Source organism: Enterobacter cloacae complex sp. 2024EL-00214 (assembly GCF_043945575.1).
Classification (GTDB): Bacteria; Pseudomonadota; Gammaproteobacteria; order Enterobacterales; family Enterobacteriaceae; genus Enterobacter; species Enterobacter cloacae_P.
Genome location: NZ_JBIMRC010000020.1, coordinates 14681 through 39391 on the forward strand (window position 1 = coordinate 14681; position 24711 = coordinate 39391).

Sequence of the window (24711 nt, forward strand, 5' to 3'; positions counted from 1 at the left end):
AACCCTTTAGAGGAAATAAAGAAAAACGACGCATGCAAAAAATATGCGTCTTGTTGGTATAGTTTACACAGTGTACTTAGAAAGTATAATTCACCCCAATAATGAAAAGAGGAATATAGCCATTGAAGCGTTCTCTATTTTCACCACTCTGATATTTTAATTTCTTATAACTTGCCTCGCTAAATAATCGCCAACTTTTGGAAATTTCATAATTACCAGAAACACCAAGCTTGGCGTAATCCTCGGTCCATAAATGCGCCGAATTTGAATCTCGCGTCTTAACAAACGAACCAAACTCTCCCCAAAAGGAATAGGATAACTTGCCACTATTGAACCAAATTCCCGGTTTAATTATCCATTCCTTTTCGATTTCACCATCACCGCTTTTCGGTCTCCATTGACCAACCTGATAACGGAAATTTAACCATGCACCTGAGGTATCTGTGAATTTAAAGCCAAAACCCGGTTCAATTTCCCAGTATGGAAACTCCCCAGTTCCTCTTTTATACTCAACGTGATACAGACCATAACCATGAAACTCAACGTCAGGGGAGATTTGATACGTTCCAAATAATTTGGCCTCAGGCGTTGTTCGCTCATCAATACTTTCACTGGCGAGTTTTACCCCCCAACCGAGACTTCCCCTTGACAGTCCATAACTGCGGTTGACATAAATTTCCTGGATCGCATTCACACCCCGGTCATAGGTAGCATGTGTTAATTCGCCGTTGTAAAGCTCTTCCCTTCCAGAGTAAAATCCAAAATCCCATCCTGGCAAAGTATCATGTCGGAAATTACCCTGGATGAGCGTGTACTTAATCTTACCTTCATTAACACCATCACCACGTTTCGTTTGCTCAAATTCAACACCTGTCCCCAACATACCATGAAATACGCCAGCATCTTGTTCAGGCATATCCAGTGCAGAAAGCAACTCAGCAGTTGAATACTGAGATCTAAGCTCTTGTATTTTTGTTGCCAGCTTTTCATTTTTATCATCTTTCCTTTTTTCATCCGCCATCGTGGCACCTGAAAATAAAAAAATGAGTGCAGTAGATGTTGCTAACACCGTTTTATTCATAATATTAACCTTATTATCGCACGGTTGTTATAGCTCCCTCAAAAACTGGAGAGGTAAGGTACAGAAAAATAACCAAACGATGGGATAGACTCGTCAACCCCATCGTTTTTAAATTAACTATTAGTTAATGGATACTTTGAATTTCGCAGCCTCTGGTGGCAAAGTAATTAGTTGTGACAAAGTGGTTCCGCGAATATAGGCTTTACCTGTCCGATCAAATAAATGACATTTCTCTGCCGGTATTCTTATATTTAAGCGTTGCCCAACCTCAACATGCACAGTTCCCGGAACCCGAACCAGAACTTCCTGCCCTCCACGTACAAGTGTGGTATAGAGCAACGACTCGGTACCTAATCTTTCGAGACCTTCAACGATAACGCCCACACCCTGCTCTGCCAGATGAATGTCTTCCGGGCGAATGCCGATTGTCATAAGCGCTCCTGCGGCGGCCCCGATGGCGTTAACATCAGCCTTAAAGGTGTAATCACCTACTTCAACACAGGCCTGCTGTTCTGTGGCAGAAATAAGCGTTGCCGGGAGCAAGTTCATTTTTGGGGAGCCAATAAACCCTGCGACAAATAGCGTAGCGGGGAAATAATAGAGTTCCAACGGCGAACCAGTTTGTTCAATTTTCCCGTTACGCAGCACAACAATGTTGTCCGCCAACGTCATCGCCTCAATTTGATCATGCGTGACATAAATAACAGTCGATTTGAGTTTTTTATGATACTCGGCCAGCTGCAGCCGCATTCTCACTCTGAGCGAAGCATCCAGATTAGATAATGGTTCATCCAGTAAAAAAAGGCTGGGGTTGCGTACTATCGCCCGACCAATGGCAACGCGCTGTCGCTGACCTCCCGATAACTGGCCCGGCTTCTGTTTTAATAACGCAGTCAGTTCAAGCATTTCAGCCACGTTATGGATAGCCCTGGTTATCTCCTGTTTTGAAAGAGTGGAAAACTTTAAGCCAAACGCAATATTGTCATAAACGCTCATATGTGGGTAAAGGGCGTAAGACTGGAAAACCATGCCAATACCGCGCTCTTTAGGGGATATGTCATTGACAACCTCACCATCAAGTAGCATTTCACCTGATGTAATCTCTTCAAGACCGGCAATCATGCGTAGCATGGTTGACTTCCCGCATCCTGAAGGGCCAACAAATACGGTAAATTCTCCATCGTTAAGCGTTAAATTAACATCCTTGATAATATGTTCACCATTAGGGTAGATCTTGTTGATTCCCCTGAGTTCCAGTCTTGCCATACTTTAACCTGTCATTTGAAACAGGCAGGATGGCATCCTGCCTGTTAATTAAGCACCTATCCCGGCACCATTATCGAAAAGACTTAAGCAAGAATATTGCCCAGTTTAATCTTCGTTGTATCCTCAAAACGCCAGGTCGCGTGTCCGACACGCTCATCGGGGCCAATACCTATCACCCGCATACCGGCAAGCGTTGCCGCTTCCACCCCGGCCTCAGCATCTTCAACAACGATACAGTCGTTTGCATTTACCCCAACCTGACCCGCCGCATGTAAAAACACGTCAGGTGCGGGCTTAGAACGCATCACGGACCATCCATCACCAATAGCATCAAACAACGAGGTTAATCCAAGCCGATGAATAATCGGTCTGGCATTTTTGCTGGCAGATGCGAGCGCAACCTTAATATTCCTGGCATTTAACTCCAGCAGTAGCGACTCCATACCCGGCAGAACATCTGCTGGCGTGAGGGTATCCAGTAATGCAACGTAATAATTATTTTTACGTTCCATTAATTCCAGCATTTTCGCTTCGCTAACCTGTTGCCCTGCCAGAATAATCTCCAGCGATGCCCGTCGCGATACGCCACGTAATTTTTCATTAGTGTCACGATTAAAGAAGTAGCCCTCTTCATTTGCCATGCGTTGCCACGCCTGATAATGCAGTTCTGCCGTATCGGTAATGACACCGTCAAGATCGAAAATAAACGCCTTACACATTCAGGGTCACCTCTGAAACATTAACCGCATATTTGGTACCCGCGATATTAATATTGAGTTCAGTACCGTTAAACTCAGGACGTTCAATTCGGACATGTCCATGACTGACTTCAATTTCTAAACGCTCACCCTGCCAGTAAATCGGGAAATGAAGGCTGTTCCATCGTTCCGGCAAATTTGGATTGAGGCGTAATTCCCCGCCCAGCATGCGCAAACCACCGAAACCATAGACGACACATTGCCACATACCACCGATGGAGGCAGCATGAATACCGTGGTCACTGCTTTTCATCTGTTGCCCAATATCGATTGTGGCCGCGCGACTGAAGAGATCATAGGCCAGTTCAGGGTTACCAACGTCAGAAGCCAGAACAGAGTGGGTTGACAGACTCAACGAAGAGTCATGCAGGGTTTTAGGTTCGTAATAATTCCAGTTTGCCAGTTTCGTTTCGAGACTGAATTTATTCTCAAGCTGCAAGAACAGCACCATGATGTCGGCCTGTTTTGAAACTTGCATCTGGTTAACCTGCTCCAGGTTATAATCATGGAACAGCCCCCCGACAAAGCCCTGCTGTTTGTATTTACTCAGATCGATTAATTTTTTACTCAGATACGTATCATCCTGAGGAATAATATTGTCTTCTTTTCGCGGTTGTGGCAGATAAATATTATCGACTCGCTCAAGCCAAAGTGCATGTGCTTCACCCAGAGAGAGTTTTTCCGTCAATGCCGCCAACAGCGCAGGGTTAGAGGTTGCCAGGTCATCGTAATAACGAATAGCCAGACGAATATTTTCAACGACCATGTAATTGGTGAAGGCATTATTATCGACATGTTCTTTATATTCATCAGGGCCAATAACGTTACAGATCCCCCACATATTGCGATCCGCCAGCCATTCGAGGCGACTCGACCAGAATGTCGCCGTATCGAACATAATTTCATAGCCCATATCATCCATGAACTGCTGGTCACCAGTGACCTGATAGTATTGCCACAGGGCATAGGTAATATCACAGGTAATATGTTGTTCGATGAACCCAGACCATATTTTGGTTGCTTTGCCGGTGATAATGTCTACCGCACCCCATACTGGCGTAACCTCTTCACCAGTAAGCGCCGACTCCCATGGGAATTGCGCCCCTTGATATCCATTATCACGTGCTTTTTTACGCGCACCGCCCAGGGTTTTGTAACGGTATTCGAGTAAATTTCGTGCCACATCTGGCATGGTATAAATAAAGAATGGCAACATGAACACTTCTGTGTCCCAGAAGGAATGTCCTTTATACCCTTCTCCGGAGAGACCTTTCGCACCGATACCAAAGCGTGAATCGTGCATAGGCGTAAAAATGTTCAGCTGATAGAGCGCAAAACGGATAGCAAGCTGGTCAAAGTCCGCCCCTTCGATGGCGATATCCATCTTCTCCCAGCGGGAATACCATACCAACGCACTTTCCTGCAGCAGATCGTCAAACCGGCGATCTGCATTTTTTTGCACATCGGCAAGGGCATAGCTACGCAGTTCCGCTCTGTCATAATTCTTCACGTCGAACAATTTATCCCGTGAAGTATGCACGACTGCAACTTTCTCAAGACGTAGCGTTTCACCCGCTTTGCAGTCATAACCATAGGCAACAAAGACTTTGCGGCGGTCGATCTCCATTTTTGGTTCGAGCGTTCGCTCAACATCATTCACGAAAGTACGATGTGCCGTCATCAGGACGAAATCAACTTTGCTCTCCGTGGTCTGCTGAAGAAGTTCAATGTAACGCTTGTCATAAATGCGCTTTTCGCCCTCATGGAAATGCTGCGCCCCTGAATTGGATTGCTGAGCGTCAATACCTGTGCGAATGTCGATATGCGCATCGCAATTCACGGCCTTGATTTGAATATCAAAAGCCAGTAAATGAAGATTCGCCTGAGAGATAAAACGGCGGAATGTCAGTTCAAGTTCTTTACCTTCCGGCGAAACCCAGGTGATTTGTCGCGTTAATTCTCCATTTTTAACATTCAGTCGACGGGAATAATTCTTCACCGTTCCGGTATCAAGATGAAAACGGTGACCGTCAACATAAATTTCAATAGCACTGAAATCTGCCGCATTCGGCAGTTCAGTGACCTCATACTCATCGAATTTATTAAAGGTGCCAGCAACAAAGAAATTTCTGACCTGTCCGACATACTTTTCTTCCGTCGCGCTACGCGTCCCCATATATCCGTTGCCCTGACTCATGACAACTTCGCATTTTCCCTGGAAAGCGGGATCGAACGTTGTTTCTTCAACAACCCAATTTTTAAACGCACCATGCCCTGCATTATAATTCATATGCATTGAGGAAACCCCTTTTAAATTAACCTTTAACGGCGGAAGAAATATCGTTACTCACAAAATAACGTTGAAACACAATGAAGATGATTAATACCGGGACAGTCGATAAAAAAGCCCCTGCCAGTATTAAATTCCAGTCACCTGCAACTCCATACGCATTACGCAGGCTCAATAACCCAACCGGTAATGTAAAAGCATCGGCAGGGCTGTTAATAACGATGAGTGGCCAGAAAAAATCATTCCACGCCCCCTGAAAACCCAAAATTGTGACCGACAAAATTGCCGGTTTGGCCAACGGTATAAATATTTCCCATAAAATCCTTGCCGGGCTTGCACCGTCCACCAGCGCAGCTTCTTCCAGTTCTTTCGGGATGTTCTCAAAAAACTGTTTCATGATCAGCACCTGCCCTGAAGCTATAACTGAGGTGATTACCGCCCAGGGTGTATTCAACATCCCCAGTTCCCGGAACACCAGGTAGTTCGATATAAACGTCACCTGAGCTGGTATCATCATGCTAAATAGCATAAAGACGAATATTGCACGTGCGCCTGTAAATTTTAACCTTGCCAGTGCATAACCTGCCGTACAGGCCAATAAAAGCGTCAGGATGACTTTCCCTATAGCAATAACAAAAGAGTTAATCGTCCAGCTCATGAATAAACTTTTACCGGTATCCAGGCTGACCGATTCGGTATACACACGCACATAGGATTTAAAGATATAACCGATAACCCCCGGCACGACATTATCCCAGGTTGCAATTCGCCCTCTGCGTTCAATTTTCGTTGGGTCCAGCGTACTGTCTGTTAATACTTGTCCGCGTGGAACGGTCAACGTCAGTGGAAGCGTGGCCAGCAAGGGACCATCACGGTCATATTTCACCGTAAACTCCCACGTCTTACTGTGCCCTTTTTTCGTTACCACCATCGTGCCGTCTTTATCCGTAAAGGTTACGTCATTTCGTTGTTCAACAAGCTGGGGCGGGCTAACAGTGGCATAGTCCGCGGCGAAATCAGTCATAACCGCGGCTGCCATGCCAGTACCTGGCCGACGGCGTGGAATATCAATGTCTGGTGCCTGGATGTCTTTATCCGCCGGTGCAGCATATGTCACCCTGAACTGTACGTTCGCGCCTGGGGCAAAGCCGCCAAAGAAAGGTGCATGATTACCCGCTTTCCCCAGTTGCCAGGCAGCCCCCCAGTTGCCGGGCTGGACCTGCGCAAAACTAAACCTGAATGGCTGTTCCAGAGGGTCATCTTTCAGGCTTGCCATAAAGGCAACCGCAAAGGTACCCAACATAAGGGTAGAAACGAACAGCAACCCACCATATACCCAGGCAGCAATCGACCAGCGGCGAATCGCGTAATACCGACTGAGGTGTTGTGGAGAAATTTGTGTTTCTCTCTCGGAGATCAATGACTCAGCCATGCATTTTCTCCTTAACGCCAATAAATTTCTGCAAATAAACAATCATCAACGTAATCATCGCCAGTATTAGCGCCGCTGCGCTTGCCATTCCGACCTGCGGTGTGCCACCTGGTGGGAAGGCATTGTGGTAAACGTAATAGGCGAGCGTAATTCTCGACTCCAGCGGGGCCGCTGCGCCCAACAGGGCAACCTGGTCAAACATTTGCAACGTGCCTATGATGCTAAACGTCACAACAACAAAAGTGACAGGAGCCAACTGGGGGATCGTAATATGCCAATGCTGCTGCCATTTATTGGCACCATCAATACGCGCTGCCTCATACAACTCTCCAGGGATCCCCTGTAAGCCGGCCAGGAAAAGCAACATAAACGTGGGCACCGTGGTATAAATGTTTTGAATCACAATGGCCCACAGTGTGACCGGTAGTGGTCCAGCACTATCGCGTGTACTTAACCAATTTAGCTGGATAATCTCTTCACCCACCACAAGCCAGCCCGTCGCACTTAATGCCACTGTCGCCATACCAGCCACAATAAGCGAGACGATCCCCCACGCCGGATCACACCATCCTGTCGGCAGCCCCCGGCGTTTGTCGTTAATCACCAAAAGCAACTGACAGCCTGCTGAAACAACCGCAAAACAGCTTAGTTGTGGGTAATGATTAACAATACTAGTGACGAAACTATTCAAATAACCATTTTTCTGATAAAGCCAAATAAATATTAAGGTTATCGATGCACTGGATAGAATTCCTGGAACATAAAAAGCTGTTCTGAAAAAACTCTGCCCCCGTACTTTGGAGTTAACCAATATCGACAATGCCAGTGCCAGTATGGTTTGTATAAATGTCACAACCAGTGAAAACCAGATTGTATTACTCAGGGCCAGCAAAAAAAGATCATCATGAAATAAGGAAACGTAATTGTTAAAACCTGTCCATATGGCATCATTAAAGAGATCATACTGGGTGAAGCTAAAAATTATCGTTCGTATAAAGGCATATATAAAAAATACACCCAGAGTCATAACAAAAGGACCTACCAGCAACCATCCATATATTTGGTTGCGCATGTGTAATGAATTCATGGAAATGCCCAATTATTTATTTTCCAACACCGTATATTTATCCTGTGCCATTTTGATTGCCTTCTCTTGCGACATTTGTCCCAATAGTACGGCGGTTAATGCTTCATTAATCGGTGTTGCCCATGCCGCACCATACTGACGAAATGAGTAAGACTCGACATGCCCTGATATTGCACCTTCAAAGATATTTTTTGCCAGCTCGCTTTCTGCATTCTTATGTGTGAAATATTCAGAATGTCCTAATGCTTCGCGGCTTGGTAAAGCTAAACCCGATGCCAAAACCCACTCCTGTGATTTTTTACTGGTCAGAATTTCGACTGCTCGCTGGGCAGCTTCTGCGTTACGACTGTCAGCATTCCGCCCCCATGCTACGGTGAACAGAAGATTTCCTCTCTCCCCGCTGACAGGATCTTTAGGCAATAAAGATGAGCCATAAGCCAGATTTGGCGCTTTGTCGCGCAAATATCCGCCAATCCAGTTACCTTCGAACGCCACTGCCGTTTTTTCGGTGCCAAAACAACCGCCGCCCCAGTTCTGACCGAGATCAGACGCCAGGATGCCGGTTTTATCTTTTATGACCAGATCCGTATAAAAGTTAAAGGCTCGAGCAAACCTCTCATCAAGAATTGTTTTGCCTTTTTCATCAAAGGGCCTCCATCCTGTTGCCAGTGCAAATGGCGCAAAACGAGCGTAATCCGGCATGATACATATGCCTGCGACTTCATTCCCAAGAGATTTTTTAATGGCCAGCAGTTTGTCGCGAAGATCATCCCATGAATCATTATTATCAGGATAGGACTCGCCCGCATCATCAAAAATGTCTTTATTAAACTGAAGCGCAATGGTGTTAAAATCTTTAGGAATACCGTACTGAGTGCCTTTGGCTTCAAATGCTTTATTGAGCCCAGGGATAATATCCTGTGCAGTCTGATTAAGCTTCTTGTCATTTGCCGCAATTTTGCCTGAGTTAATCAGCACACTGGCGTAAAGCGCATCAATATAAAAAATATCGGGTGCCGTTCCAGCAGAAATCGCATTGATTATAAACTGAGAAAAATCGCCTTCGACAGCCTGGTATTTGACGTTCAGATTGGCTTTATCAAAATCTTCCGCAAGGACTTCTTTTATCAGCTTATTAAGTACAACGACATCATTACCACCCCACCCTGCGATGACGATTTCCGTCTTATTCGCAGACAACACATAACCACTTAACGAGAACAGCGTCAAAGCCAGAATTGTTTTTCTCATAGTAATCACAGTCCGTTTGCCTAAAGTGAATGAATTATGCAGCATTAACGTAAGCGCTTACGTTAATTTGATCACATTCGATTCCGTTTACCACTTCAAAAGCAAAAAAGCGTGACTTTTGTCACGCTTTTTTTTTATTTTACTGTACTGGACTTACGGCTTTTTACGTTGTTTTCCCTACCCGCAGCGTAACAGGGACAACCGTTCCTACAGGTTCAGCTCCAGCCTGTGCATCATCCAGTAAACTAGCGACGCGTTCCGCAATGGCATTTGTGTCCTGAACAATAGTTGTCATACCTTCAGAAACGCCGGGCAGACCATCATAGCCAACCACAGAGAAATGTTCAGGAAGCGTGTAACCGCGATCGCGTAACGCAGCGATGACACCCGCTGCCGTTTCATCGCACTCGCACACAAACCCCTGATAACACTCTAATTGTTTTTTATCAAGATGAATAAAATGTCTATACGCAGCAATTTCCCCCAATGGTTCGCTGCCCGTTCGAATCTCCTTGATAGGTATCGCATTAGCTGCCATTACAGACATATAGCCTTGATAACGAAACTGATAACCGTCTCCATATGTCGTTGGTGTCACGAAACAGATGTTGCGTAACCCTTTGTCGACAAGATGCTGAGTCGCAAGCCTTCCTCCGTTAAAATCATCAGGAGCTACCCAAAACGAACCATCATGCATGCCGATACAAACGTAAGGCAGCGCCGCGCGTTTGCAGGCTTCGATACGGGAATCGTCCTTGACGATACCCAGCAGAAGAACGCCGCCCACATCCGTCAGATCTATGTCTCCAAAGGTGACAGGGAGAAGATTACGCCCCGATTTTCTGATTGATGCGGAGACAGATGGCCAAAGCATGCCAAGGTAACGGGAGGGAAGAAATTCATGTGCGCCAACGGAAATGGCAATCGTATTTTTGTGACTTCCCGTCAACTCTCTGGCAGAGCTGCTGGGAACATAGCCCAGTTCCTTACAGACATTCAGGATCTTTTGTCGGGTTTCTTCACTTATTCCCGCTTTATTATTTAAAGCTCGACTTACCGAAGCGATTGAAACACCAGCAATTTTTGCAGCTTCATGGATGGTCGATTTTTTAAACTCAGAGTCATTTTTAGGCGTTGACACCCCTCCCTCCCGCGGTCGCTGTCGTAAATTTACTCTCATGTTATAGTACAATTTACGTCTCTCAAAAAGAAAAAATGAGTAAACAGTTATTTATTAAAAGAATTTATTTTTATTTTTACTGTTATGTTATACGCCACTACATCTCGTTTACGTTCATTTTTTCACGACAGCAGAATGACTGAGCACCAGTAACAAGACCCCTTTTATCCCGTTACCGTAATCAGGCCCCTTCGATACGGGGCCTGGGGGGAATTTTACTTCGTTGTGTAACCGCCGTTGACCAGAATAGTTTGACCGGTCATCCACCATCCATCACTGACGAGGAAACGAACCCACGGCACAATGTCCCCTATGTCCGTCAGACCAGTTTTACTGAACGGCGACAAGGCCGCAGCCGTTTTATGGTAAGCCACTGCATCAGCGCCCTCAGCCGGATAGAAGAAAGGCGTGTCCATCGGACCAGGGCCGATAGCAGTCACCGAAATACCGCGTTCACCCAGCTCTTTTGATGCTGCTCGCGTGAAATGTTCAACCGGTGCTTTCATACCCGCGTAGGCAGCGTAAAACGGGGTATACGCGCCAAGAAGAGAGGTCACCAGTGTACAAATTTTGCCGTTATCGTTGACCTGTTTACCTGCTTCTTTCAGAAAGAAGAAGGCCGTTTTGGCATTTACGGCGCTCATTTCATCGAATTCTGCCTCAGAAATTTCGGCCATCGGCTTTTTCAGCACTTTCCCCACAGTATTGATAGCAATGTCTGGTTTACCTATGGCAGCAACCACATCAGTAAACAGTTTTTCCATAGCGGCCGCAGAAGTCAGATCTGCCTGAAACGCGATGCCATTTGCCCCTGCGGCTTTTATTGCGGCTACTGTGGCTTCTGCGTCTTTCTGTGTTGAGGCGCTATTGTAGTGAATAGCAATCGCCCGGGCACCTTGCAAAGCAAAGTCGCGCGCTATCAGCCCACCAAGATTTTTGGCACCGCCAGCAATAAGAACGGTTTTCCCTCTGAGTGAATGATTGGTCATGAATAAGCTCCTGTAGCTTTAGTCCTCCGGGACAACCCCGTAAAAAGAGCTTAATGTGTAAAAATAAAACATAAATACTGATAATCTGCATACACTATCCAGAATTATCGAATAATGAGGGCATATGGATACCGTTGACCTGTTCAGAATTTTTCTTAGGGTCGCCGAAAACGGCAGTTTTGTTCGGGCTGCTGAAACGCTGAACCGCCCCGCCTCCACCGTCTCTGCGGCCATACGTGAACTGGAGGATCGTCTGAGCGCTCGTCTCTTTCACAGAACCACGAGAAGTGTCTCCCTGACGCTCGATGGCAATGCTTTTTACGCACACTGTCAGAAAGTTGTGCAGGATGTTGACGAGGCAGAAAATCTCTTCAGGCAGACCAGCGATGATGTGAGCGGGAAAATAAGGATCGATGTACCCGGACGCGTGGGCAGCCAGATAATTATTCCGGCGTTACCGGATTTTTTTAAACGCTACCCCGCCATCCAGATTGAACTCGGGGTGACTGACAGAAGCGTTAATCTTGCTGAAGAAGGTATTGATTGTGCAGTACGAGTCGGCGTGCTGAATGATTCTGGCCTGGTCGCCAAATGTATAGGGTACCTCGCTATTATTAACGTAGCGTCCGCTGGATATATTTCCACTTATGGGAAACCTGAATCACCTGACGATTTGCCTGAACATATTGCAGTAGGATATGCCTCCCCTACGTCAGGTAAGAAAGAGCGATGGGAGTGGACACAAGGCGAAGAGAGCGTCAATACCGATGTTAATAGCTGGCTTGTGGTTAACAGCGCCGAAGCATGCATTGCCGCATGTGTTGCCGGGATGGGTCTCATCCAGATACCAGCCTATGATGTAAAAGCGCTTCAGTCCTCAGGTGTATTGCAGGAAATTATGGCCGATTTCCGCCCCCCTCCTCTACCGGTCACTATTCTGTTTCCACATCGACGTCATCTTTCCCGCCCTCTGCGGATCTTTACCGAGTGGCTGACACCTCTTTTACAGGAAAAAATGGGACTTAACACCACAGCAGAACGCCGCGCTGTCCAGCGGGATCGGCAACTGGACAGCCGGAAAAACTTATTTATCAATATCGATAACGACGACTTGCCCACTTCTGGCTGATTCGCGGGCAGCATCGGCCAGCATCAACGCCCGCTTGCCCGCCTTGAAATCAGGTGCAGAAGATTGGCCACTCGCAATAGCATCAAGAAAAGCCTCAAGTTCTACGGCGTATGTTGGCCAGTAGCGCTCCATAAAGCCAGGATTGAGCACATCGCCCGCTGCCGTGGTGTGCGCTGAATAACGTTCGAGCGCTGTCCGACGTTGATTTGCGGAACAGACCATGCCCTGCGAACCAAAAACCTCCACACGCTGGTCGTAGCCGTAGACTGCGCGCCGGCTGCAATCAATACGGCAGAATGCACCGTTGGAAAAACGTAGCGTAACTTGCGCGGTATCGGAATCACCCAGCGCGCCAATCGCCGGATCAACCAAATTACTGCCCATCGCAAAAACCTCGATACGCCCTTTGGCTCCCGAAAACCACAGCGCCAGATCAAAATCATGAATCATCTGATCGTGGAATTGTCCACCGGAAACGGCAATATACTCAGCAGGTGGCGGGCTGGGGTCGCGGCTGATAATGGTGATCACCTCTACATTGCCCACCTCGCCGCGCGCTACGGCCTCGCTCACCGCGCGCAGTGTGGCATCAAACCGACGCTGGAAACCGATCATAATCGGCACTTTGCACCCTTCAATCTCTTTTGCGCACAGTTCAACTCTGGACATATCCAGATCGATGGGTTTTTCGCAAAGAATCGCTTTTCCCGCTTTTGCTGCCGCGATTATCAGGTCCACATGGGTATGGGTTGCAGAGGCAATAATTACCGCATCAAGGTTGGGATCGGATAACGCGTGTTCCGGGGTATCCGCCACCCGCCCGCCATATTTCTCCGTCAGCTTGCTCGCCCTGGCGAAATCCGGGTCGACAATCCAGGCCAGTTCCGCACGGTTGTTCGCCGCAACATTGGCGATATGACGCTCACCCATTCGTCCTGCGCCGAACACGCAAATCTTTATTTTTTCTGGCATAGCAAAAATCCTGTTAAAGGGTAACAAGTCTGGCTGCCTGAGCAGGAACAACAACATCACTCACAAAAAGTCCCCCCGCACTGGGAACCTCATCAAGCTCCTGGGCAGTATGACGAACGCGAAGCGTCGTGATAAACAACTGCTTCCCTTGCTGGCCGCCCAGCGCCACGCAGGTCGGCCCCTTCACAGGCAGAGTGATTCGATCGGTTACTTCGCCTGATGGGGATATACGCACCACGCATCCCCCCCATACCCGCGCACTCCAGTAACCGCCCTCACTATCGACGATGGCACCGTCAGGCAAACCAGGCGCAATGCTGGCCTCTGCAAGCGGCATCAGTTCGTCAAAACGGGAAAAGTCCGCACCAATGTTGAAACGACGGATCGTGCCAACGGGTGTATCGGTAACGTACATTGTTTCTCCGTCCGGCGAAAAGGCTATGCCATTGCTGATGGTAATGTCGCCAAGAAGCCGGTGCAGTTTTCCTTCAGGAGAGAGTCGGTACAGGCTTGCCACAGGCTGCCGGTCACGTTCATCAAAGGTACCGAATACGATACCGCCGAATGGATCAGCCGCAGCATCATTGACGCGTGTTTGCGCGAGCGTCGGTTCAATCTCGACAATCGTCTCAAAGTGGGTAAAGCCACCGTCGGTGCGAACGATGCGACTTGCCAGCCCGACAATAAATCCGTCCTCTTTTCGCGGCAGGATAAACCCGGCACGCTCCGGCAGCGAAAACGTTGAAAGCTGCTGGTGGCTATCCAGCCGGTAAATCCGGCTCTCTTCAATGTCTGTCCAGTAAAGGCTCCCGTCACGCGGGTCCCATACACAGCCTTCTCCCAGCGTGTTTTGCGCATCGATCAGACAGGTCGCGTTCATACCGTCACCTTGCGTGCTGGCGCGATCCCCACTGACTGCAGATAATCGTAGCTTGCACAGGCATTATCGAATGGTGACGCCGCGCCGGTAGGGTCCACATCCTGCTCCACTACGGCCAGCCCCTGATAATTCATGCGCTGCAACGCGTCGTTCACAGCGACAAAATCAACGACACCATTGCCAAGAGGACAAAATACGCCGCGCGCAATCGCGCTAAAGAAATCGACGCTTTCGGCGACACAGCGGGCGTGAACATCGCGATCAATGTCCTTAAAATGCATATGACCAATACGTGAATGGTATCGTTCTATCAGTTTGACAGGGTCAATTCCGGCATAGGCCGAATGCCCGGTATCGACGCACAGACCGACCAGATCGTCAGGAAGATCGGCCATCGCACGGTCGACTTCATCTTCAAATTCGATATAACACCCCGCATGCGGATGCAGGTATGACTTCACGCCATACTCATCCCTGGCAAGCGTGGCTATCTGTATGATGCGCTGCATCATTTTTCCCCATTCATCGTGGGACAGGCGCGGTGCCACAGCGGATTGCCCCGCCGTTCTGCCACGCTCGGCAGAGACGCAGTCAATGATCACCAGACGCGGTGCGTCGAGTGCTTTGAGGATTTCACAGGTTCTGCGTGTTTTATCAAGCACCTGAGGTAACGCTGCGGCGTCGGTAAGCGGATCAAACAGCCCACCGGCAGAAAGTTGCAAATTACGGGCCGAGAGCGCCTGCCCGAGCACCGACGGGTTGTCCGGCAGATAGCCTACCGGTCCAAGATCGAACGCTAAAAAACCGGCGCGAGAAACATCGTCAAGAACCCGCTGCCAGGCAGGGTTTTCCGGACGATCGGCAAAATCAACACCCCAGGAACACGGCGCATTAGCTAAACGATAACGTTGTGACATTATTCTATCTCCCCAGTATTGACCCAGCGGTTTTCATCAATGGACATCAGAACCGCGTCAATCACCCTGTCGACACGATACCCAAAGTTAAAATCAGTGACCCAGCGTTTACCGAGCGCAACGGATTCGATAAGACGGCGCGCTTCGATAATCTTGAGATCGTTGTAACCCAGTGGATTACCCTGCAGCCCATAGAATGCAGCATAATCAGGGTGCTCCGGTGCAGATAAAATCCGCTTATAACCACGTTCAGCGGGATCGTCAGAGGCGTTGTAAAAGTACAGTTCGTTCATTCGTTCCTGGTCGAATAACAGCGAGCCTTTCGTGCCCTGAATTTCATATGCAAGATAGAGTTTTCGGCCAGTGCCAATACGGCTGGCTTCAACATAACCCGATGCACCATTTTCGAACCGGCAGACAAACTGAGCCAGATCGTCGTTTTCAACCGTGCGCGTTGCCCCCGATACCGTCTTGCGCTTTTGATGCAAGATCTGACTGGTGCCGCACACGTCGGTTACGTCTCCGACCAGATAATGTGCCAGGCTCAACACGTGGCTGGCCATATCCGCCAGCGCGCCGCCCCGGCCTGCAACCGCCGCATCTGAACGCCACGTGAAGGGAAAATCGGCCCCCAGCATATAGTCATTATCGAACATGCCGCGAAAGTGAAAAATATCACCCAGCGCTCCAGACTGTATAAGCTGACGCGCATAAGCCTGAATGGGGCTGCAAAGATAGTTGAAGCCCACCATCGTCACAACGCCAGCGGCTTCTGCGGCCTCTCGCATCTGCCGGGCTTCGCTAGCGGTATTCGCCATCGGCTTTTCGCAGTAAACATGCTTGCCCGCCGCAATCGCCGCCAGGGCGATATCAGGGTGTTTGTCATTTGGCGTGGTGATATCGATGACATCGATATTGGGATCGTTGACGATGCTACGCCAGTCCGTGGTGTAGTGCTCAACATCGAAGCGCTCAGCAAAATCGCGGACAATGTCTTCATTAACATCGGCGACGGCCACAATCTTGAGCACCGCAGGCTCTGTACCGAAAATCCGTATTGCGCTCTCAAATGCCGCCGCATGTGCGCGTCCCATCCAACCCGCACCAATAATACCGACTCGAATCACTGACATTTCATATGCTCCTTGTTTGTTAGATTTACAGTGGCGCGGGTTCACGACTGCGCCCAGGGTTTGTTTGATTCATCTCATTCGCAATATCATCCAACTCATCCCCACCGCCCATCAGGGTGTAGAGTTCCTCAAGGCTCACCTCGTCACGATTGAGGGTGTCGAGAGTCGTCCCGCGTTTGAGGACGACGAACCGGTCGCCGACGGCATGCGCATGTCGAACGTTGTGGGTAATAAAAATGACGCCCAACCCTTTCTCACGAACCTGATTGATGTAGCGCAGAACCATCGCAGTTTGCCGGACGCCCAGCGCCGATGTCGGTTCATCGAGTATCAGTACTTTCGCGCCGAAATAAACCGCGCGGGCAATAGCAACGCATTGCCGCTCTCCCCCCGACAGCGTACCCACGGCTTGCTCCGGGTCACGAACATCGATACCAATTTTCAGCATCTCCTCCCGGGTGACTTTCAGCGCATGCGCGGTATCGAAATACCTGAAGGGGCCAAAACGCTTCTTAGGCTCACGCCCCATGAAGAAGTTACGGGCAATGGACATCAGGGGGATCATCGCCAAATCCTGATACACCGTGGCGATGCCCTGATCGAGCGCATCGCGGGGGCTTTCAAGCGTGACGGGTTGCCCTTCAACCAGCAGTTCCCCCGATGTCGGCTTATGTACCCCCGATAAGGTTTTAATCAGCGTAGATTTACCGGCACCGTTGTCGCCCAGCAGGCACAACACCTCCCCCGGATGGACTGAGAGTGAAACACCATTCAGCGAAATGACCGAACCAAAGTGTTTAACCAGATCGCGAGCTTCAATTAATGCAGTAGTAGCCATTTTTAGCGCTCCCCAGTAGCGCGCTTACGCACGACGTTATTGAACAACACGGCGACCAACAGCATTCCGCCAAGGAAAACCTGGTACCAGTCCTGATCGATACCGGTGTAACTCAACCCAATGACAACCATGCCAAAAATAATGGAACCGAAGAAAGCACCTGCTACGGAGCCATACCCCCCGGTTAACAGACACCCACCGATAACCGCAGCAATAATTGCTTCAAATTCCTTCTGGAATCCACGGGTGGCATCTGTCGACCCCGCATCAAGCACCGTTAACACCGCAACAAGCGTGGCGCAACATGCGGTAGTCATGAACAAAATGAGTTTCACTCGAGCCACTGGCACACCGGAATTACGCGCTGCCGCGGCATCACCGCCAACGGCGAAGATCCAGTTACCAAACGTTGTCCGGACTAATACCACGGTTGCGACGAGCGTTAAGCCAATAAACCAGAGAACAGAGACAGGAATGCCTTTTACGCTCGGATCGCCATTCGGAAATGTCGCGATAATGTCGTGTTGCGCCAGCCAGCTAAACAGACCTGTAAAGGCATTGCCGGAAAACAGCCCCAATAGCCAGGATGAACCTGCCGCCTCAGTCACATTGCGCAACTGAGTCAACCCCCCTGTAGCCCATTTCAGTCCCACCAGCGTCAGCCCACGCAGGATAAAGAGAAAAGAGAGCGTGACGATGAACGACGGTAAACCCGTGAGCAAAACCAACTGCGCGTTAATGGCACCAAACAGCATCGCGACCAGAAAGGCGATCACGATAGACAGGCTGAGCGGTAGATGGAAAACCACCAGACAGGTTCCCAGCGTCAGCCCGGCGAAGGCGATCATTGAACCGATGGAGAGGTCAAACTCTCCGCCAATCATCAACAGTGCAGCGCCGATAGCCAGGATTCCCAGCTGTGATGCGGGTGTCATGAAGTTCACGATGCCCGCGACAGAAAACATGGAGCTGCTTGCTGTCATCAGGAAGAACACCCCCACCAGAATCAGCCCTGCCATAGCACCGAGTTCAGGGCGTCGCATTAACCGGCGCAGAGGCGAAACGCTCTTCAGTCTCTCATCTGGCAGAACCGGTGCTTTGGAAGTACGAATGTGTTGCATAAATTCCTCCTGTTAGCGAATAGCCTGTTCAGACAGCGCCATCACTTGCTTAGCCTCTTTCTTTGTTACGAATTTTGGCCCGGTTTCGATAAGTTTATTTCCAGGCAGTAACCCATAACGAATGTCGTTCACCAGCAGAACAGTCCCCAGGTAACCAAAGAGATAAGGCTGGTGCTCAACTGCGAACTCCGCTTTCCCTAACTCAATGTCTTTCAGAAAACCAGGAGAAAGGTCGAAGGAGACGACTTTCAGGTCTTTACGCTGTGCCTCCTGAGCGGCGGCAACCGCTGGCTCGCCGGACTGTCCGGCGCTAAGTGCAACCACCGTATCAATGGACGGATCCTGCGCAATCGCGGCGGTAACTGTAGATTTGACCTGCTGGAAATCGGCTGTTGTCGGTAATACTTTCACCTTACCGCCGAAGCCATCCTTAACGCCGCGACAACGATCATCGAGCGCGGTATTCCCCACTTCATGGTTAATACAAATGACGTTTTTCTGCCCCTCTGCCTTGAGCCGTTCACCCACCGCTTTCCCTGCGGGATAGTCTGCTTGACCAATATGCAGGAGCGTCCCCATACCGGAGGCTACATCCGCGCCGGAGTCGATAGAGATAACCGGGATGCCGGACGCAGTGGCATTCTTAATGGCGCTGCTCAGCGCATTAGCATCAGGAATACTGACGATAATGCCCGCCGGGCGTTGATTCACTGCCGCATTAATCAGGTTCGACATCTGAACCATGTCAAATGATGGCGGAGAACGATACTCGACTGTCACCCCCATCTGTTTCGCTGCATCGGTGGCACCATGCTTAACAATGTTCCAGTACGGATCGCTGGATAAGCCGTGTGTAATTAAAATAATTTTTTCCGGCGCAGCTGCGTTTGCGTGCAGGGTAGTTGCTGCCAGAATGACTGAAAAAAGAAGGGTTTTGAGCTTTTGACTTGCGTTCAACATGATCAATCTCCAGAGATTATTTCATTCCGTCCGATGTAGCCTTGCAGGTCTTTAACGTGCAGGGCTTCCGGGTTAATTACGGAAACCGTAAAACCCTTTACATCGAGCCAACATTAACGACGTCCCAGGCAGGACTATCGGGAATTAAAGAGTTGTCATAACCTACCGTCCCGCAATGGGTTCGGGGCGTGACTCGGGATGGGGGGCTTCCCGCGCCGCCCGAACTTCTGCTGCTATCGTCGCCTTCAGATGATTAGCATCACTATTAGGGACGACAAAGTTGAACCCTTGTGCCGCCCAGCGGGCCGCAACCGTTCCAGAAGGGCAGAAAATACCGATATGTTTGTTGTGCTTTCGGGCAGCCTGACGACAACGTTCAATCGCTGCCAGCACGCTGGCATCGGTTGGATCCGCAGACGTGCCTTTATTCATACTCAGCCCCAGATCGTTAGGGCCAATGAAAATACCGTCTAGCCCTTCCACAGCAACAATCTCATCCACAGCCTCAAGACCCGATATCGTTTCAATCATGCCAAGACGAACCACTGTCTGGTCAGCATGTTCAAAATAGTCGCTCCCTCCGTAAAGCAATCCTCTCGAAGGGCCGAAGCTGCGGCTGCCATTGGGTGGATAGCGTGTCGCCTCGACAAAGTCGTGGGCCTGCCCGGCATTGTCGATCATCGGGCAGATGACACCATAGGCCCCCGCATCCAGCGCCTTCATCAACAGCGCAGGGTTGCCGTCTGGCACTCGCACAAACGGTGTCGCCGGGGTGGCTGAAATCGCCTGCAACATGCTAATCATGGTCTGGACATCGGTCATACCATGCTGGAGATCGACCGTGACGCAATCTGCTCCACTCCAGCCAATCATCTCCGCGCTATAGCTGTTGCCGATGGAAAGCCAGGCGGATACCGCTACCTCACCTTTTTCCCAGCGTTCTCGTACCTTATTTGGACGCATATGACACCTCTTTAAGTACCGAACGATTAACCACCAGCTCTGGATTGAGTGTGCCATCCAGTCCCGCCAACGCATTGTTCACCGTCATGACGCCCATCCCGATCAGCGCTTCAGTACTGAGTGCCGCCGAATGGGGACTGAGTACAATATTCTGCTCACTGAGCAGTGGTGAATGAGTGGGAAGAGGTTCTATGGCGAAGGTATCAAGCCCGGCACCGCGTAAATGCCCACTTTTAATGGATTCAGCCAGGGCATCTTCGTCGACGATCCCACCGCGTGAGCTGTTAATGACAACGGCCCCGGCAGGCATTAGCGCCAGTTCACGTGCCCCGATAAGATTGCGGGTTTCAGGCATCAGCGGCACATGCAACGTGGTGATGTCAGCCTGCACCAGCGCATCGTCCAGCGAGCTTACGAACACCACGCCGGGGAAGTGCTCCTGCCGGGCAAAAGGATCGTAAACCACAATTTCCATCCCAAAAGAGGCTGCACGCAGGGCGACCTCCTGCCCGATACGTCCATAGCCAATCACCAGCAACTTACGACCACGCAGCTCAAAGCACGGGATTACCGAACGTTCTGTAAATTTGCCTGTGCGTACCGTCGCATCCTGGCGAATACCTGAACGCGCAACCGCCAGCATTAAATAAAGGGTATGCTCCGCGACAGAATTTGAATTCACGTTGCCGACGATAGTCACAGGAATACCGCGCACGGTGCAGTATTCAACCGGAATATTGTCATAGCCAACGCCGTGTCGGGAGATGACCTGCAGGTTAGGTGCAGCCTGCAGTACCTCCACCGGCAGTGGCGCATCCCTGACTGTGATCGCATCGGCATCCCGAACGTGTCTTAACAGATTATCGGTGGAAAAGTCGGTCACAATCTCATAAGTCACGTCCGTTCGTTCATCCAGAACGCGTAACGCAGCGGGATGAAGCGGTTGGATACAAAGAATTTTTTTCATTTTCATCTTATGCCTCACCAGCGGGTGCCATAGAGCGGTACTGGCGCTCCAGTCGCAAAGAATCGTTCTCGTAACGCCGCGGCCCTGTCTTTAAACAGATTCAGCGGAGTGATCACCGGGCGATGAGACTGCGTAGGGTCGTACCCGATCGTCTTTTTCGCCTCCGTTAAATCCCAACGACTGCCCTCATTTCGCGACACAATATTGAGTACTGCAGATCCCTGAAACGGACTGGTTATCGACTGAACCACCGCCTGTGCCCAATCTTCATTACCCAGCCACATCTCCTGCCCCCAGCGGCCAAACGCCATATGTGGCCCAGGTTGATTCTCACCCGGCTGGCAGTAGCCAATTCTGAGCGAAATGACCGACATTCCCGTACGGATCCCGGAAACCTGCCCATAGCGCTCAACAAACAGTTTGGATGCGCCATAAGGGTTAACCGGTCGTGGGCTTAACTGGCTGGTCAGTAATTCGTTTCTGAAACGGTATCCTCCCAGTACCCAGTTGGAACTTGCGAAGACAAACCGTCTTACCCTTGCCTCTTCTGCTGCCCGGAAGACGTTTAGCGCCAGCTCAATATTGAGGCGTGTTATCGACTCCCACGAACCAACCGGCTTCGGGTCTGCCGCCAAATGAAGCACGGCGTCAACGCCTTCAAAGTGCTTCGCCCACGCGGTGTCATAACGCTCGAGGTCGGCGGTAATCACCTGCGGGTCATTCGTTGAGTTGCGCCCAATACCTTTCACTTCAATGTTACCCAGCGCGTTTAACGCCGCTACCGCTTTGGCACCCAGATTACCGGTTGAGCCGGTTACCAGAACGCGTGTCATGGCATTCATAGCGCCTCCTATATGCCCTTGCGCTGATGTGAACGCTGAGACTCCTGCGCAGTACGCGCATCCGCGATAGACGTGCGGTTTGTCACTTCCGGCATACCCACATCCCACCAGGAGCCACCTTCCGCCCATTCATAGGGGTGGGTGCGAATGGCAATGACATACGTCCGATCCGCCATACGGGCACGTTCAAGTGCCGCTTCAAACTGGTCAATCGTGACGACGTTTTCGGAAAGCGCCCCCATCGAACGGGCATGCATGGCAAAATCAATGCGCGGAACTTCCCCTGCATGCTTAGACGAGGAAAATAGGTTGTTAAATTCAGCACCACCTTTAGCGACCTGCAGACGGTTAATGACGGCAAAACCACCGTTATCGCAGACAATGCAGATGAATTTGTTGCCGGTCAGTACCGATGAATAGATATCTGAATTCATAAGCATGTACGAACCATCGCCAACGAAGGCAAAGATCTCGCGGTCAGGGTTGGCAATTTTTTGCCCATAGGCACCGGCGATTTCATATCCCATACACGAAAAACCGTATTCGGACTCAAAAGAGCCAACGCCGACGGTTTTCCAGGTGCAATACAACTCGCCGGGAAGTCCACCCGCAGCAGAGACCAGCACATCGGTCGGTTTAGCGTTGCGCTGAACCGCGCCGATAACCTGAGCGTAGTTGGGGATCGCCTGAGGTTTAAATGCAGTATCACGTTCGATAATGGCATCCCAGGCGGCTTTTTCCTCAACGGCGCGCGCACCCCATTCAGCGGGGGCAGACCACCCTTCGAGCCGTTTCGTTAACGCCCTGAGCGACAGTTTTGCATCCCCGACCACGGGCTGCGCCATATGTTTATTCGCATCTGAACGATTGGTGTTAAGAGAGACAAAACGCACATTTTTATTACGGAACACGCTCCATGAGCCTGTCGTCATATCCGCCAGACGAGTCCCGATATTGATAACAACGTCAGCCTGCTCTGCAATTCTGTTACCGGCATGCCCTCCCATTACCCCGACAGAGGCCAGGTTCAGACGGTGTTCGTGGAGCAGTGCTGAACGCCCCATCACGGTCTCTACCACCGGGATACCAAACCGTTCAGAGAAGACCGCCAGAGCTTCGCAGGCTTCGGAATAATGCACCCCGCCACCGGCGACAATCAGCGGTTGTCTGGCAGACCGGATAATGTCGGCAGCTTCATCCAGCTGAATATCGGGAGCCTGATAGCGTTCAATACGGTGTACGCGCTCTTTGAAGAATTCGACCGGATAGTCATATGCCTCGCCCTGTACGTCCTGAGCCAGCGAGATCGTGGCTGGCCCGCAATCCGCAGCATCGAGAAGTAACGAAACTGCCTGCGGCAGAGAGCTAAGGATCTGCTCAGGTCGGGTAATACGATCAAAGAAAGCTGAAACCGCTTTGAAGGCATCGTTGGAGGTCACCGACAAATCGCGAAAATGTTCTACCTGCTGTAGTACCGGATCGGGCAGTCGCGAAGCAAAGTTGTCTCCGCATAGCAGCAATACCGGAAGGCGATCGGACATGGCGACCGCTGCTGCTGTCACCATATTTGATGACCCCGGTCCTACAGAAGCTGAGCAAACATGAATCTGTTTGCGGCGTCTGGCGCGGGCATATGCTACTGCCGTGAGCGCCATCGATTGTTCGTTCTGACCGCGATAAGTCGGCAACGTTGCCTGAACTTCTTCCAGTGCCGACCCCAGACACGTTACGTTGCCATGGCCAAAAATTGCGTGTACCCCAGTAAAAAGCGGCAACACGTCACCCTCTGTGTCGATCTTTTGCGCCATCAGGAATTTAACAATGGCCTGGGCAAGGGTAAGGCGTATCGTTTCCATCTCACTCTCCAGTACTTTTTAATTAATCATCAACTCGTGGTGGTCCAGCCGCTATCAAGCATCAGGGCAGACCCGGTCATCAGAGCCGATGCGTCAGACGCTAAAAATACAATGGCCCCCATAATGTCCTCAGGAACGCCAAGACGTCCCATCTTCAGCTTGCCCATCACGTTCGACAGAAATGTCTCGTCGGCAAAAAAAGGTTTCGTCATCGTAGTTTCAATAAAGGTCGGGCAAAGTGTGTTCACGCGGATCCCATAAGCGCCAAGCTCAGCAGCCATGGCTTTGGTCATCCCTTCAACAGCGTGTTTGGTCGCGCAGTAAACCGTCCTTTTCGACGCCCCAACATGCCCCATCTGAGAAGACATATTAATGATAGAACCTCCGCGCTGTTCGCTGACCAGCCTCCGGGCAACCCCCTGAGCGACGAAGTAGGCGGCACGCACATTAATATTAAAGACAGCGTCATAGTCAGCGGCGCGGGTATCCAGAAATGCATCGGGTCTGTTGGTTCCGGCGTTGTTAACCAGGATATCGAATGCTGGCGTCTGTTCCAGCCAGGCTGCCGTGGTATCGACATCAACCACGTCCAGCGCGACCCCGCTAGCCCGCCCTCCGGCCTGACAAAGCGCTTGTGCCGCCGCGTCAACCTCCTCAGGTGAACGGGCAAGCAAAACCACCTCTGCTCCTGCTGCTGCCAGCGCTGCCGCAGCGGCAAAACCAAGCCCACGGCCTGCGCCAGTGACCAGTGCGCGCCGACCATCGAGACGCATAGAGGGTTGGTTCGGGATCTGCATAG

At 50.3% G+C, this 24711-nt stretch carries 22 protein-coding genes; 1 reads left to right on the forward strand and 21 read right to left on the reverse strand.

Annotated features, from left to right (window positions below; translation table 11 throughout):
* Positions 1-76: 76 nt before the first annotated feature.
* From ACHHZ6_RS19185 to ACHHZ6_RS19225, 9 genes are all read right to left on the reverse strand, one after another.
* Positions 77-1081: an OmpG porin family protein gene (locus tag ACHHZ6_RS19185; RefSeq protein ID WP_395122894.1), complete on the reverse strand. Its 1005-nt coding sequence runs from the start codon at positions 1079-1081 to the stop codon at positions 77-79.
* 120 nt (positions 1082-1201) lie between these two features.
* Positions 1202-2347, reverse strand: a complete 1146-nt coding sequence (locus ACHHZ6_RS19190) for an ABC transporter ATP-binding protein (protein ID WP_395122895.1) — start codon at positions 2345-2347, stop codon at positions 1202-1204.
* Between the two features lie 83 nt (positions 2348-2430).
* Complete coding sequence (pgmB, locus tag ACHHZ6_RS19195; protein ID WP_395122896.1) at positions 2431-3066, reverse strand: beta-phosphoglucomutase; 636 nt, start codon at positions 3064-3066, stop codon at positions 2431-2433.
* Complete coding sequence (locus tag ACHHZ6_RS19200) at positions 3059-5401, reverse strand: glycoside hydrolase family 65 protein (RefSeq protein WP_395122897.1); 2343 nt, start codon at positions 5399-5401, stop codon at positions 3059-3061. The genes pgmB and ACHHZ6_RS19200 overlap by 8 nt, the downstream gene beginning before the upstream one ends.
* 19 nt (positions 5402-5420) lie before the next feature.
* Positions 5421-6827 carry a carbohydrate ABC transporter permease gene (locus ACHHZ6_RS19205; protein ID WP_395122898.1) on the reverse strand — a complete coding sequence of 469 codons (1407 nt, stop codon included), beginning with the start codon at positions 6825-6827 and terminating at the stop codon, positions 5421-5423.
* A complete protein-coding gene (locus tag ACHHZ6_RS19210) occupies positions 6820-7914 on the reverse strand; it encodes a carbohydrate ABC transporter permease (protein ID WP_395122899.1) in 1095 nt (364 codons plus the stop codon). Before ACHHZ6_RS19210 ends, ACHHZ6_RS19205 begins: the two co-directional genes overlap by 8 nt.
* A gap of 12 nt (positions 7915-7926) precedes the next feature.
* On the reverse strand, positions 7927-9165 hold the full coding sequence (locus ACHHZ6_RS19215) for a hypothetical protein (RefSeq protein ID WP_395122900.1): 1239 nt from the start codon (positions 9163-9165) through the stop codon (positions 7927-7929).
* 163 nt (positions 9166-9328) lie between these two features.
* A complete protein-coding gene (locus ACHHZ6_RS19220) occupies positions 9329-10306 on the reverse strand; it encodes a LacI family DNA-binding transcriptional regulator (RefSeq protein WP_395122901.1) in 978 nt (325 codons plus the stop codon).
* Positions 10307-10560: 254 nt separating this feature from the next.
* A complete protein-coding gene (locus tag ACHHZ6_RS19225) occupies positions 10561-11334 on the reverse strand; it encodes an SDR family oxidoreductase (protein WP_395122902.1) in 774 nt (257 codons plus the stop codon).
* Positions 11335-11458: 124 nt separating this feature from the next.
* Here ACHHZ6_RS19225 and ACHHZ6_RS19230 point away from each other — a divergent pair, with 124 nt between their 5' ends.
* Positions 11459-12463, forward strand: a complete 1005-nt coding sequence (locus ACHHZ6_RS19230; RefSeq protein WP_395122903.1) for a LysR substrate-binding domain-containing protein — start codon at positions 11459-11461, stop codon at positions 12461-12463.
* Here the strand turns inward: ACHHZ6_RS19230 and iolG are convergent.
* From iolG to ACHHZ6_RS19290, 12 genes are all read right to left on the reverse strand, one after another.
* Complete coding sequence (gene iolG / locus ACHHZ6_RS19235; protein ID WP_395122904.1) at positions 12419-13435, reverse strand: inositol 2-dehydrogenase; 1017 nt, start codon at positions 13433-13435, stop codon at positions 12419-12421. The two genes, ACHHZ6_RS19230 and iolG, sit on opposite strands and share 45 nt — an antisense overlap.
* 13 nt (positions 13436-13448) lie before the next feature.
* Positions 13449-14315 carry an SMP-30/gluconolactonase/LRE family protein gene (locus tag ACHHZ6_RS19240; protein WP_395122905.1) on the reverse strand — a complete coding sequence of 289 codons (867 nt, stop codon included), beginning with the start codon at positions 14313-14315 and terminating at the stop codon, positions 13449-13451.
* Entirely contained in the window at positions 14312-15232 is a 921-nt protein-coding gene (locus ACHHZ6_RS19245) for a TIM barrel protein (protein WP_395122906.1), read from the reverse strand. Before ACHHZ6_RS19245 ends, ACHHZ6_RS19240 begins: the two co-directional genes overlap by 4 nt.
* A complete protein-coding gene (locus tag ACHHZ6_RS19250; protein ID WP_395122907.1) occupies positions 15232-16365 on the reverse strand; it encodes a Gfo/Idh/MocA family protein in 1134 nt (377 codons plus the stop codon). The genes ACHHZ6_RS19245 and ACHHZ6_RS19250 overlap by 1 nt, the downstream gene beginning before the upstream one ends.
* 25 nt (positions 16366-16390) lie before the next feature.
* The gene (locus ACHHZ6_RS19255) at positions 16391-17203 is read right to left on the reverse strand and encodes an ATP-binding cassette domain-containing protein (protein ID WP_395122908.1); all 813 of its coding nucleotides are present in this window, start codon (positions 17201-17203) and stop codon (positions 16391-16393) included.
* 2 nt (positions 17204-17205) lie between these two features.
* Positions 17206-18324 carry an ABC transporter permease gene (locus tag ACHHZ6_RS19260; RefSeq protein ID WP_395122909.1) on the reverse strand — a complete coding sequence of 373 codons (1119 nt, stop codon included), beginning with the start codon at positions 18322-18324 and terminating at the stop codon, positions 17206-17208.
* A 12-nt stretch (positions 18325-18336) separates the two neighbouring features.
* Positions 18337-19284, reverse strand: coding sequence for a substrate-binding domain-containing protein (locus tag ACHHZ6_RS19265; RefSeq protein WP_395122910.1), 948 nt, complete (start codon positions 19282-19284; stop codon positions 18337-18339).
* A gap of 162 nt (positions 19285-19446) precedes the next feature.
* Entirely contained in the window at positions 19447-20247 is an 801-nt protein-coding gene (locus tag ACHHZ6_RS19270; protein WP_395122911.1) for an HpcH/HpaI aldolase/citrate lyase family protein, read from the reverse strand.
* Positions 20234-21214, reverse strand: a complete 981-nt coding sequence (locus tag ACHHZ6_RS19275) for a hydroxyacid dehydrogenase (protein WP_395122912.1) — start codon at positions 21212-21214, stop codon at positions 20234-20236. Before ACHHZ6_RS19275 ends, ACHHZ6_RS19270 begins: the two co-directional genes overlap by 14 nt.
* Positions 21215-21228: 14 nt before the next feature.
* Positions 21229-22056 carry an NAD-dependent epimerase/dehydratase family protein gene (locus ACHHZ6_RS19280; RefSeq protein WP_395122913.1) on the reverse strand — a complete coding sequence of 276 codons (828 nt, stop codon included), beginning with the start codon at positions 22054-22056 and terminating at the stop codon, positions 21229-21231.
* Positions 22057-22064: 8 nt separating this feature from the next.
* Positions 22065-23912, reverse strand: a complete 1848-nt coding sequence (gene iolD / locus ACHHZ6_RS19285; protein ID WP_395122914.1) for a 3D-(3,5/4)-trihydroxycyclohexane-1,2-dione acylhydrolase (decyclizing) — start codon at positions 23910-23912, stop codon at positions 22065-22067.
* Between the two features lie 29 nt (positions 23913-23941).
* Entirely contained in the window at positions 23942-24709 is a 768-nt protein-coding gene (locus tag ACHHZ6_RS19290; protein ID WP_395122915.1) for an SDR family NAD(P)-dependent oxidoreductase, read from the reverse strand.
* Positions 24710-24711: the final 2 nt, after the last annotated feature.

What these genes read in the sequence shown, in the direction of transcription:
- ACHHZ6_RS19185 (WP_395122894.1), bottom strand. Translation starts at nt 1,081, where the DNA reads ATGAATAAAACGGTGTTAGCAACATCTACTGCACTCATTTTTTTATTT.
- ACHHZ6_RS19190 (WP_395122895.1), bottom strand. Translation starts at nt 2,347, where the DNA reads ATGGCAAGACTGGAACTCAGGGGAATCAACAAGATCTACCCTAATGGT.
- pgmB (WP_395122896.1), bottom strand. Translation starts at nt 3,066, where the DNA reads ATGTGTAAGGCGTTTATTTTCGATCTTGACGGTGTCATTACCGATACG.
- ACHHZ6_RS19200 (WP_395122897.1), bottom strand. Translation starts at nt 5,401, where the DNA reads ATGCATATGAATTATAATGCAGGGCATGGTGCGTTTAAAAATTGGGTT.
- ACHHZ6_RS19205 (WP_395122898.1), bottom strand. Translation starts at nt 6,827, where the DNA reads ATGGCTGAGTCATTGATCTCCGAGAGAGAAACACAAATTTCTCCACAA.
- ACHHZ6_RS19210 (WP_395122899.1), bottom strand. Translation starts at nt 7,914, where the DNA reads ATGAATTCATTACACATGCGCAACCAAATATATGGATGGTTGCTGGTA.
- ACHHZ6_RS19215 (WP_395122900.1), bottom strand. Translation starts at nt 9,165, where the DNA reads ATGAGAAAAACAATTCTGGCTTTGACGCTGTTCTCGTTAAGTGGTTAT.
- ACHHZ6_RS19225 (WP_395122902.1), bottom strand. Translation starts at nt 11,334, where the DNA reads ATGACCAATCATTCACTCAGAGGGAAAACCGTTCTTATTGCTGGCGGT.
- ACHHZ6_RS19230 (WP_395122903.1), top strand. Translation starts at nt 11,459, where the DNA reads ATGGATACCGTTGACCTGTTCAGAATTTTTCTTAGGGTCGCCGAAAAC.
- iolG (WP_395122904.1), bottom strand. Translation starts at nt 13,435, where the DNA reads ATGCCAGAAAAAATAAAGATTTGCGTGTTCGGCGCAGGACGAATGGGT.
- ACHHZ6_RS19240 (WP_395122905.1), bottom strand. Translation starts at nt 14,315, where the DNA reads ATGAACGCGACCTGTCTGATCGATGCGCAAAACACGCTGGGAGAAGGC.
- ACHHZ6_RS19245 (WP_395122906.1), bottom strand. Translation starts at nt 15,232, where the DNA reads ATGTCACAACGTTATCGTTTAGCTAATGCGCCGTGTTCCTGGGGTGTT.
- ACHHZ6_RS19250 (WP_395122907.1), bottom strand. Translation starts at nt 16,365, where the DNA reads ATGTCAGTGATTCGAGTCGGTATTATTGGTGCGGGTTGGATGGGACGC.
- ACHHZ6_RS19255 (WP_395122908.1), bottom strand. Translation starts at nt 17,203, where the DNA reads ATGGCTACTACTGCATTAATTGAAGCTCGCGATCTGGTTAAACACTTT.
- ACHHZ6_RS19260 (WP_395122909.1), bottom strand. Translation starts at nt 18,324, where the DNA reads ATGCAACACATTCGTACTTCCAAAGCACCGGTTCTGCCAGATGAGAGA.
- ACHHZ6_RS19265 (WP_395122910.1), bottom strand. Translation starts at nt 19,284, where the DNA reads ATGTTGAACGCAAGTCAAAAGCTCAAAACCCTTCTTTTTTCAGTCATT.
- ACHHZ6_RS19270 (WP_395122911.1), bottom strand. Translation starts at nt 20,247, where the DNA reads ATGCGTCCAAATAAGGTACGAGAACGCTGGGAAAAAGGTGAGGTAGCG.
- ACHHZ6_RS19275 (WP_395122912.1), bottom strand. Translation starts at nt 21,214, where the DNA reads ATGAAAAAAATTCTTTGTATCCAACCGCTTCATCCCGCTGCGTTACGC.
- ACHHZ6_RS19280 (WP_395122913.1), bottom strand. Translation starts at nt 22,056, where the DNA reads ATGAATGCCATGACACGCGTTCTGGTAACCGGCTCAACCGGTAATCTG.
- iolD (WP_395122914.1), bottom strand. Translation starts at nt 23,912, where the DNA reads ATGGAAACGATACGCCTTACCCTTGCCCAGGCCATTGTTAAATTCCTG.
- ACHHZ6_RS19290 (WP_395122915.1), bottom strand. Translation starts at nt 24,709, where the DNA reads ATGCAGATCCCGAACCAACCCTCTATGCGTCTCGATGGTCGGCGCGCA.